The 10,029-nt window shown below is 59.5% G+C and carries 12 protein-coding genes and 1 pseudogene; 11 read left to right on the top strand and 2 right to left on the bottom strand.

The annotated features are described in order from the left end of the window. Window positions 1-41: 41 nt before the first annotated feature. The 10 genes from ACYASS_RS07525 to madM all read left to right on the top strand — a co-directional run bounded on the left by ACYASS_RS07525 (window position 42) and on the right by madM (window position 7,858). Window positions 42-254 carry a DUF6124 family protein gene (locus ACYASS_RS07525; protein ID WP_463585662.1) on the top strand — a complete coding sequence of 71 codons (213 nt, stop codon included), beginning with the start codon at window positions 42-44 and terminating at the stop codon, window positions 252-254. A gap of 265 nt (window positions 255-519) precedes the next feature. Continuing rightward, window positions 520-2,196, top strand: a complete 1,677-nt coding sequence (gene mdcA / locus ACYASS_RS07530; RefSeq protein ID WP_463585663.1) for a malonate decarboxylase subunit alpha — start codon at window positions 520-522, stop codon at window positions 2,194-2,196. Then, window positions 2,196-3,077, top strand: a complete 882-nt coding sequence (locus tag ACYASS_RS07535; protein WP_463585664.1) for a triphosphoribosyl-dephospho-CoA synthase — start codon at window positions 2,196-2,198, stop codon at window positions 3,075-3,077. Before mdcA ends, ACYASS_RS07535 begins: the two co-directional genes overlap by 1 nt. A 2-nt stretch (window positions 3,078-3,079) precedes the next feature. After that, window positions 3,080-3,379 (top strand): malonate decarboxylase subunit delta, encoded by a 300-nt coding sequence (locus tag ACYASS_RS07540; protein WP_087265683.1) that lies wholly within the window; start codon window positions 3,080-3,082, stop codon window positions 3,377-3,379. Then, complete coding sequence (locus ACYASS_RS07545; RefSeq protein ID WP_463585665.1) at window positions 3,372-4,223, top strand: biotin-independent malonate decarboxylase subunit beta; 852 nt, start codon at window positions 3,372-3,374, stop codon at window positions 4,221-4,223. Before ACYASS_RS07540 ends, ACYASS_RS07545 begins: the two co-directional genes overlap by 8 nt. Next, on the top strand, window positions 4,220-5,020 hold the full coding sequence (gene mdcE, locus ACYASS_RS07550; protein ID WP_463585666.1) for a biotin-independent malonate decarboxylase subunit gamma: 801 nt from the start codon (window positions 4,220-4,222) through the stop codon (window positions 5,018-5,020). The genes ACYASS_RS07545 and mdcE overlap by 4 nt, the downstream gene beginning before the upstream one ends. After that, the gene (locus ACYASS_RS07555) at window positions 5,021-5,647 is read left to right on the top strand and encodes a malonate decarboxylase holo-ACP synthase (RefSeq protein WP_463585667.1); all 627 of its coding nucleotides are present in this window, start codon (window positions 5,021-5,023) and stop codon (window positions 5,645-5,647) included. It begins immediately after the preceding gene. Continuing rightward, window positions 5,644-6,579 carry a malonate decarboxylase subunit epsilon gene (gene mdcH / locus ACYASS_RS07560; protein ID WP_463585668.1) on the top strand — a complete coding sequence of 312 codons (936 nt, stop codon included), beginning with the start codon at window positions 5,644-5,646 and terminating at the stop codon, window positions 6,577-6,579. Before ACYASS_RS07555 ends, mdcH begins: the two co-directional genes overlap by 4 nt. Before the next feature lie 72 nt (window positions 6,580-6,651). After that, window positions 6,652-7,092 (top strand): malonate transporter subunit MadL, encoded by a 441-nt coding sequence (madL, locus tag ACYASS_RS07565; protein WP_095092781.1) that lies wholly within the window; start codon window positions 6,652-6,654, stop codon window positions 7,090-7,092. A gap of 1 nt (window position 7,093) precedes the next feature. Then, on the top strand, window positions 7,094-7,858 hold the full coding sequence (gene madM / locus ACYASS_RS07570) for a malonate transporter subunit MadM (protein WP_027901340.1): 765 nt from the start codon (window positions 7,094-7,096) through the stop codon (window positions 7,856-7,858). Between the two features lie 141 nt (window positions 7,859-7,999). Here madM and ACYASS_RS07575 read toward each other — a convergent pair whose 3' ends face one another. Beyond that, entirely contained in the window at window positions 8,000-8,920 is a 921-nt protein-coding gene (locus tag ACYASS_RS07575) for a LysR family transcriptional regulator (RefSeq protein ID WP_463585669.1), read from the bottom strand. Between the two features lie 152 nt (window positions 8,921-9,072). Here ACYASS_RS07575 and trhA point away from each other — a divergent pair, with 152 nt between their 5' ends. Next, a complete protein-coding gene (trhA, locus tag ACYASS_RS07580) occupies window positions 9,073-9,690 on the top strand; it encodes a PAQR family membrane homeostasis protein TrhA (protein WP_463585670.1) in 618 nt (205 codons plus the stop codon). Between the two features lie 25 nt (window positions 9,691-9,715). On the opposite strand, the pseudogene ACYASS_RS07585 reads toward trhA, so the two are convergent. After that, window positions 9,716-9,790 (bottom strand): annotated as a pseudogene (locus ACYASS_RS07585) (hypothetical protein); the annotation flags it as partial. Between the last annotated feature and the right edge of the window lie 239 nt (window positions 9,791-10,029).

Below are 10,029 nucleotides of genomic sequence, written 5' to 3' on the forward strand. Positions count from 1 at the left end.
GCGAATGGGTGGCTCCTAAATTCATACAGGAATTAAATTAAATGCCCGAATCAACACCCCAAATACCCTTCCTCGCCAATCACGCCCTGACCCAGGAGCAAGCCCTGACTCACGCCTCGGACTTGCTGCGCTGCGCCATGGCCACTGCTTACGAATGCGGCGACAGCCTGACCGGTTCGAAGCGCGATCTGGCGTTTTCCGTTGTGCATCTGGTTGAAATGGCCAAAGCGATGGTAGAGCGTTCGCTTCGATAGTTGCTGCGAAGCTGCTGCCTCCTGTGGGAGCTGAGCTTGCTCGCGATGAACGATGATGCGATCGGCCTGAAACACCGCGGTGCCTGCATCGCGGGCAAGCCCAGCTCCCACAATAATCTGAGCCTTGCACTACAGCTTTTGGGCCAGCATTAGCCGCTATTAACTGATCATTACTCCAACCGTAACGATCCCACGCTCTACTTGATTGATGCCCCGCACCCTTAGCTCCTAAGGTGGCCCACGACAGCGAAATCGTGGAGTGGACATGACAACAATAACGACCCCCGACGCGCGCTGGTCGCGTCGTCGCACCGAGAAACAGCGGCGGCTCGAGCAGGTGCGGCACCTGGCTGATGGTGTGGTGTTGCCAACCGACAACATCGTCGCGGCGCTGGAAGCCTTGATGGTGCCCGGTGATCGCGTGGTGCTTGAGGGCAACAACCAGAAGCAGGCGGACTTTCTTTCCCGTGCCCTGGCCAAAGTCGACCCGGCCAAGCTGCACGACCTGCACATGATCATGCCCAGCGTCGGACGCTCGGAGCATCTGGATCTGTTCGAACGCGGCATCGCCCGCAAGCTCGATTTCTCTTTTGCCGGCACGCAAAGCCTGCGCATCAGCCAGTTGCTGGAAGACGGCCTGCTGGAAATCGGCGCGATTCATACCTACATCGAGCTGTACTCGCGGCTTGTCGTCGATCTGATTCCCAATGTTGTGCTTTCCGCCGGTTTCATGGCCGACCGGGCGGGCAATATCTACACCGGGCCAAGCACCGAAGACACCCCCGCATTGATCGAACCTGCCGCGTTCAGCGACGGCATCGTGATCGTTCAGGTCAACCAGTTGGTGGACGACGTCAGCGATCTGCCTCGCGTTGATATCCCTGCGTCGTGGGTTGACTTCGTGGTGGTGGCCGACAAGCCGTTTTACATCGAGCCGCTGTTCACCCGCGACCCGCGCCACATCAAACCGGTGCACGTGTTGATGGCGATGATGGCGATCCGTGGCATCTACGAAAAACATAACGTGCAGTCGCTCAACCATGGCATCGGTTTCAACACCGCTGCCATCGAACTGATCCTGCCGACCTACGGCGAATCACTTGGCCTGAAGGGCAAGATCTGCCGCAACTGGACGCTCAACCCGCACCCGACACTGATCCCCGCCATCGAAAGCGGCTGGGTAGAAAGCGTGCATTGCTTCGGCACTGAGCTGGGCATGGAAAACTACATCGCCGCCCGGCCGGACGTGTTCTTTACCGGGCGCGATGGCTCGCTGCGCTCCAACCGAATGGTCTGCCAACTGGCCGGGCAATACGCGGTGGATTTATTCATCGGCGCGACGTTACAGGTCGATGGCGATGGTCACTCATCAACCGTCACCCGTGGTCGCCTTGCCGGTTTTGGCGGTGCGCCAAATATGGGCCATGACCCTCACGGGCGTCGCCATCCAACCCCCGCCTGGCTGGACATGCGCCAACAGAGCGGCGACGGCCCGGATGCTTATCTGGAGCGCGGTAAAAAGCTCGTCGTGCAGATGGTCGAGACTTTCCAGGAGGGTGGCAAACCGACTTTCGTGGAAACACTTGATGCGGTCGAAGTGGCGAAGAAAAGCGGCATGCCCCTCGCACCGATCATGATCTACGGCGATGACGTCACCCATTTGCTCACCGAAGAAGGCATCGCCTATCTGTACAAGGCGCGCAGCCTGGAAGAGCGTCAGGCGATGATTGCTGCGGTGGCAGGCGTGACCGTGATTGGCATGCGCCATAACCCCAAAGACACTGCGCGTATGCGCCGTGAAGGCTTGATTGCGCTGCCGGAAGACCTGGGTATCCGCCGCACCGACGCCAGCCGCGAATTGCTCGCCGCCAAGAGCATTGGTGATCTGGTGCAGTGGTCGGGCGGCTTGTACAACCCGCCTGCCAAATTCAGGAGTTGGTAATGAGCGCACTCGCACACAAAACCAAATCCGACAGCCTGCTGTTTGCCGAACAGTTGGCAGACCTCGCCGTTGAAGCGCTGATTGATGAGGCGGACCTTTCCCCGAAACCAGCATTGGTGGATCGGCGCGGCAGTGGCGCGCATAGCGATCTGCATCTGGGCCTGATGCACGCTTCGGCGTTGTCGCTATGGCCAATGTTCAAGGACATGGCTGAGGCCGCCGAACAGTTCGCAGAAATCGGCCAACCGTTGCGCGAGGCTTTGGGCCGCATTGGTCGTGAAGGTGAAGCGGCGATGCTGCGCACTACCAACGGTGTGAACACCCACCGTGGCGCGATCTGGGCCTTGGGCCTGTTGGTCACCGCTGCCGCACTTGAACCCAATAACTGCAGCGCAGCGCAGTTGACCTTGCGTGCCGCAAAACTGGCCTTGATCGAAGACCGCAACGTGGTCGCGCAACTTAGCCACGGCGCACAAGTGGCCCAGCGTTATGGCGCCATGGGCGCGAAAGAACAGGCACAACTGGGCTTCCCGGCCGTGATGCAAAAAGGCCTGCCGCAACTGCGCCGCAGTCGTGCCAACGCCAGTGGCGAGCAGAACGCGCGACTGGATGCCTTGCTGGCGATCATGACCACCCTGGCGGACACCTGCGTGCTGTATCGCTCTGGCCTTGAAGGTTTGCACGCCATGCAGCACGGCGCACAACGGGTGCTGGATGCGGGCGGCAGCGCGAGCCTCGCCGGTCGCCGTTGTTTGCATGCGCTGGATCAGCAGTTGTTGCAGCTCAATGCATCCCCCGGTGGCGCTGCCGACTTGCTCGCCGCATGCCTGTTCATCGATAGCCTTGAGCCTTTGCTCGGCTCTGAATCGAGGAGTGTTTGACCATGGAAACCCTGTCTTTTGAATTCCCCGCCGGGCAGCCGCCGCTAGGCCGTGCGCTGGTGGGTTGTGTCGGCTCCGGTGATCTGGAAGTGCTGCTCGAACCCGGCGTGCCCGGCAAGTTATCGATCAACGTGGTGACGTCGGTGAATGGTGCGTCTGCCCGCTGGCAGCATCTGTTCGAGCGCATGTTTGACGGTCAAACGCCGCCTGCACTGGCCATCGATATTCATGACTTCGGCGCGACGCCGGGCGTGGTCCGGTTACGTCTGGAACAAGGTTTTGAGGAGATCGGCCATGACTGATACCGCACGCTTGCTCCAGCAACACAGCTTCGTCGAATTGGGTGCCCGGCAACGGGCCGAGGCCTTGCTCGACGAAGGCAGTTTTCGTGAGCTGATCGGTCCGTTTGACCGCGTCATGTCGCCCTGGCTGATCAAGCAAGGCATCGTCGCCCAGGCGGACGACGGAGTAATTGTCGCCAAAGGTACGGTCGGTGGTTTACCGGTGGTTATCGCCGCCATCGAAGGTGCGTTCCAAGGCGGCAGCATGGGTGAAGTGGGCGGCGCGAAAATGGCCGGTGCGCTGGAACTGGCAGCTGAAGACAACCGCAACGGCATCCCGACTGCCGCGATTTTGCTGCTGGAAACCGGTGGCGTTCGCTTACAGGAAGCCAACCTTGGCCTGGCCGCAATTGCCGAGATTCATGCCGCAATTGTCGACCTGCGTCAGTACCAGCCGGTGATCGGCGTGGTGGCGGGCAGCGTCGGATGCTTCGGCGGCATGTCCATCGCAGCGGGCTTGTGCAGTTATCTGCTGGTGACCCAAGAGGCGCGACTCGGCTTGAACGGCCCGCAAGTGATCGAGCAAGAAGCGGGCATCGAAGAATACGACTCCCGCGATCGGCCTTTCATCTGGAGCCTGACTGGAGGTGAGCAGCGTTACGCCAGCCACTTGGTGGACGGTTTTGCCGCTGACGACGTGCAAGCGATTCGTGAACAAGTGACCGGCTGGATCAGCCTCGGTGTTCCGGCTCAGGAGCGCAGCAGCCAGTACGAAACCTTTCTGCATCGTCTGGCGCGTCTCGATACGACTTCCCAAATCGAACCGCAGGCAGTTCGCGATCTGTATGTAGGAGAAAAGCGATGAGCGCTTCCCAACGAGGTTTGAACTGGTTTAAAGCGCTCAGCGCTAACGCGGCCGAAGTGGTCGGTTTGCCGCATTCAGTCAAAGCAGCCGACGGTGTGTTGGGCGATCAGCCGGTGCGTTTTCTGGCGGTGGTTGCCGATGCTGACAACCGTTTCCCGCGTGCCCGCAGCGGCGAGGTCGGTTTGCTGGAAGGTTGGGGCCTGGCGAAGGCTGTGGATTCCGCCATCGAGCTGGATCGAGACAACGAACACAAGCGGGCGTTGATCGCCATCGTCGATGTGCCAAGCCAGGCCTATGGACGACGCGAGGAGGCGCTGGGCATTCATCAAGCGCTGGCGGGCGCGGTGGACAGCTATGCCCGCGCGCGATTGGCGGGCCATGCAGTGATTGGTTTGTTGGTTGGCAAAGCGATGTCCGGTGCGTTTCTGGCTCACGGTTATCAGGCCAATCGATTGATTGCCCTGCGTGATCCAGGCGTCATGGTGCATGCCATGGGCAAAGAGTCGGCAGCGCGAGTCACCTTGCGCAGTGTCGATGAACTGGAAAAACTCGCCGCCAGCATCCCGCCCATGGCGTATGACATCGAGAGCTACGCCAGCCTTGGCTTGCTCTGGGAAACCTTGTCGGTGAGCCAAATCGAACAGCCCTCCGCCACAGATATCAGCCACGTTCAGGACGTGCTGAACAGTGCGATCAAAGACGTGAAGACCACTGGAAATGACCTGAGCAGCCGACTCGGCGCGAGTAATCGCCAAGCCTCGTCGAAAGTCCGCGAACTGCTACGGGCGCAGTGGTAAATGAACGCTGATCTGGCAGTGCTGCCCCATGATCTTTTGTGGGGGATGCCTGTGTCTGCCCTGCCTGCCGATACGCCGGACTGGGTGCTTGAGGCCGTGCGCCTTGATCATCCGGTGGTGGTCCGGCGTTCACTGGCGCCGAGGGCGCTTGTCGCGGTGGGTATTCGTGGTCCGCGTCGTGAGCAGCGCTATGCCGCGCTGATGCCACGATCTTCTATTGAGCGTTGCGTGCGTCCTGAGCAGTTGACGCATGTTCAAGGAACGCACGATTGGCCTGCGCTGCAAGCACTGGATCAGATTCGGCCGTTGATGGATCTGCTGGCGCTGCCTTGGGGCGTGAGCGGCAGCGCTGGTTTTGAATTGGCCAGTGGTGTGGCGGCACTGCATCAGAACAGTGATCTGGATTTGATTGTGCGCACCCCGCGTTTCGTCAGTCGTGAATGGGCTGGCGAGTTGGTGACGGTTCTGGACCGTTCCGTGTGCCGCATCGACGTGCAACTTCAGACGCCTTTTGGCGCACTGGCATTGCGCGAGTGGGCGGGCACTTCGCGTCAGGTGTTGCTCAAAAGTGAGCACGGTGCCTGGCTGGTCACTCAACCCTGGCAGCCGACCGAGGCCTGCGCATGAGCAGTTTCTGGGTGTTCCCTGGCCAGGGCGCGCAGCAGCCGGGCATGTTGCATCAGTTGCCGGATGAGCAGTTGATACGTGATTGCCTGAGCGAAGCCAGCGACGCGTTGGGCGAAGACGTATTGCTGCTGGATTCTGAGCAAGCGTTGCAATCCACTCGTGCCGTTCAGTTGTGTTTGTTGGTCGCCGGTGTCGCCAGCGCTCGGTTTCTCCAGAAGCAAGGTTGTGTGCCGGATACCGTCGCCGGGTTGTCCATCGGGGCTTACCCGGCCGCGGTCATTGCCGGTTCGCTGGCATTTGCCGATGCCGTGCGGCTAGTGGCATTGCGCGGTGAGTTGATGCAAAGCGCTTATCCCGAGGGCTATGGCATGACGGCGATTATCGGGCTGGATCAGACCGCCGTCGAAGCGCTGGTCGCTGAAATTCATGGTCAAGCATCGCCTGTGTACCTCGCCAATATCAACGCCGAAAACCAGTTTGTGATCGCCGGAAGCATCGAGGCGATGGTTGACGTGGCGCGTCTGGCCAAAGCCAGTGGCGCGGCAACGGTCAAGCGCCTCGCGGTAAGCGTGCCGTCCCATTGCGCGCTGCTTGAGCACCCGGCGCAGGCCTTGGCCGAGGCTTTCGCCAAGGTGACGATCAAAGCTCCCGTCGTGCGCTATCTGAGTGGCAGCACGGCGCGGCCAATGATGACTGCGGACAAGCTGCGTGACGATCTGGCCTTCAACATGTGCCGAGTCATCGACTGGCGCAGCACGGTGCAAACCGCTTACGAGCGCGGCGCTCGCCTACACATTGAATTCCCGCCGGGCACGGTGTTGACCGGGCTGGCGCGCAAGGTGTTTGAACAAGGAACGGCCGTCGCATTTCAAGGCGCTCGCCTGGACAGTCTGGTCGCGTTGTCACGCGAGGAGGGCAGCCGCAACCCATAGATCGCAAGGACGCTGGACCGTTTCGAAGAACAAGAACAACAACTTCGTAAGGCAAACTGAGGAATAACAATAATGATTATCTACGGTGTAGCACTGCTGGCTATCTGCATGCTTGCAGGGGTGATTCTCGGTGACTTGCTGGGCGTAATGCTGGGCGTCAAATCCAACGTGGGCGGTGTCGGGATCGCGATGATTCTGCTGATCTGTGCCCGTCTGTGGATGGAGAAGCGCGGCGGCATGAGCAAGGAGTGCGAGATGGGCGTCGGTTTCTGGGGCGCCATGTACATCCCGGTTGTGGTCGCGATGGCGGCTCAGCAAAACGTTGTCACGGCCCTCAAAGGCGGCCCTGTTGCCGTACTTGCAGCCGTGGGTTCGGTGGTCTTGTGCGGTTGCACCATTGCCCTGATCAGCCGAATCAACAAGGGCGAGCCGCTGCCTCCGGAAGAGCCGGTGATCATTCCGGGTATCACGCCGACGCCAACCTCATCGCCAGCACCAGCAGGGAGCCGCTGATATGTGGGAAATCATTGATAAAGGTTTGATCAGCAACGGGTTGGTAACTGCGTTCGCCTTTGTGGGCGTGGTGATGTGGATTTCTGTCGTGCTTTCCAAGCGCCTGACGTTCGGTCGGGTGCATGGTTCAGCCATCGCCATTGTCATCGGCCTGATTCTGGCGTGGGTCGGCGGCACGATGACCGGCGGGCAGAAAGGCCTGGCGGACGTCACGTTGTTTTCCGGTATCGGGTTGATGGGGGGCGCGATGCTGCGTGACTTCGCCATCGTTGCCACGGCGTTCGAAGTGCAGGCCACTGAAGCGCGCAAAGCTGGAATGATTGGCGTGATTGCGCTGCTGCTTGGCACGATCCTGCCGTTCATTGTCGGCGCGAGCATTGCCTGGGTGTTTGGCTATCGCGATGCAGTAAGCATGACCACCATCGGCGCGGGCGCAGTGACCTACATCGTTGGCCCGGTCACTGGCGCGGCATTGGGGGCGACATCGGATGTGATGGCGCTGTCGATCGCGACTGGTTTGATCAAGGCGATCATCGTGATGGTCGGTACACCGATGGCGGCGCGCTGGATGGGGCTGGATAACCCGCGCTCGGCGATGGTTTTCGGCGGTCTGGCAGGCACCGTTAGTGGTGTGACGGCAGGCCTTGCTGCAACGGATCGGCGACTGGTGCCTTACGGCGCGTTGACCGCAACGTTCCACACCGGACTGGGCTGCCTGCTGGGACCATCGCTGTTGTACTTCGTGGTGCGCGCTATCGTCGGTTGACCCGCGATTCTACGAGCGACACGTATCTAATGTGGGAGCCAAGCTTGCTCGCGATATGGCTGAACGCGATGGACCAGACATCTGCGGTTCCCTTATCGCGAGCAAGCTCTGCTCCCACAGGAAATTGCATTCATGCGGGTCCTATGCGGGTGTCAGTCTATTGGCATACATCCGCCCTTCAGCAATCAACGCCAACAAATTCGGATCGCGCTCCTTTGATTTCAGGAAGACCATGCCGATGTGCTGTTGCATGCGATAGCGTTCCTGCAGCGGGATCAGCTTCACCCGGTTCTCATAAACAGCTGCGATACGCCCCGGCAACAGCGCATACCCCACGCCAGAGCTGACCATACTCAGCAAGGTGAAGATGTCATTCACCTGCATCGCCACTTTGGGTTCAAACCCGGCCTGCTGAAAAACCCGGATGCCATCACGATGCGTGGCGAAGCCTTGGGTGAGGGTAATGAATGTCGCTTCGCGCAGGTCACTGAGGTCCACTTCGCTTTGCTGGGAAAACGGCGAGTCGGCGGGGGCGGCGAGAAAGATGTCGTCGGAAAACAGCGGCAGATGCTCGCAGTCCGGGTCATTGATGCTCTCGTCCAGTGACACCAGAATCGCGTCCACTTCCATGTTCTTCAACTTGTAGAACAGGTCGATGTTGGAGCCCATGATCAAGTCGATGTTGAGCTCGCTGCGGCGAATTTTCAGCCCCATGATCAGTTGCGGCACGGTCTTCACTGTCAGCGAATACAGCGAACCGAGCTTGAAGCGTGCGGCGGAAAACCCGGCGGCCTGACGTGTCAGCTCAACCGTGGCGAGCACGTCCTGAATCAGCTTCTGCGCGCGTTCTTCCAGCACATAGGCGCTTTCCAGTGGCGTCAGGTTGCGGCCTTCATGCTTGAACAGCGGGCAACGCAAGGCGCTTTCCAGTGAATGAATGGCGCGGTGCACGCTGACGTTACTGGTGTTCAGGTCCGCGGCCGCTTTGGTCAGGTTGCCGGTGCGCATGAACGCCAGGAATATTTCCAGTTTTTTCAGGGTCAACTCATCGTCGATTTGCATGTCGTGAGGCTTCTTGTTTGAGTGCCCCGATTGTGCACATTTCGACAGCCAGCGGTTGTAATAAAAATCTGTTTGGCTAACGCACTGCTTGCGCTTTACGTCCCTAAGCTAGAGCCTTGCGCTGCGGTTCAGAATGATGAGGTAGTGTGCGGATGTATTACGGAGAAAAATTTAACGCCTGGTCCCATCTGGTCGGCGCGGTGTTGGCTTTGGTAGGGGCTGTCTGGCTGCTGGCGATTGCCAGTTTGCAGGGCGATATCTGGAAGATCGTCAGCGTCGCGATCTACGGCGTAACGCTAGTGGCGCTGTACAGCGCATCGACCGTGTACCACAGCGTACGCGGGCGAGCGAAAGTGATCATGCAGAAGGTTGATCATTTTTCGATCTACTTGTTGATTGCAGGCAGCTACACGCCTTTCTGTCTGGTGACCTTGCGCGGTCCATGGGGCTGGACGTTATTCGGCGTGGTCTGGGGGCTGGCAGTGATCGGTATCCTGCAGGAAATCAAACCCCGTTCCGAAGCGCGGATCATGTCCATCGTGATCTACGCGGTCATGGGCTGGATCGTGCTGGTAGCCGTCAAACCTCTGATCGCCGCACTGGGCACAGCAGGCTTCGCCTGGCTGGCGGCGGGTGGCGCGCTCTACACCATCGGTATCATCTTCTTCGCCTACGACACCCGCTTTCGCCACTGGCACGGCATCTGGCATTTGTTCGTGATGGCCGGGAGTCTGCTGCACTTCGTGGCGATTTGTTTTTATGTGTTGTGAGCGGTAGCCCGACTCAGTCCACATAACGCGCCGCCTCCATCGTACTCGCCTCGCCCTGAGGCGGTTGCAGCATGTGAGTCAGCGGTTCCAATTCGCAGAATCAGGGGAGGAGCGTGAGGGTGATTCCGCAGGCAAATCACGTCTCCGTCAAAGGGCACTGCCATCGTTGGCAATATAAGTCGTAGTCTTCTCCACATCACTCACGGAAGTGACCCTCTTTATATTCCGCGTCGCCAGGCGCGTATTTCCTGCACAAGGCCAGGAAATCATCAATCTGGTCTTTTGGCAGGAACACCTGGACGTACAAATAGTTTTCCCAAAAAGGGAGGTCCGGGTTGT

The sequence above is a fragment of the Pseudomonas sp. HP_14 genome, assembly GCF_055283875.1.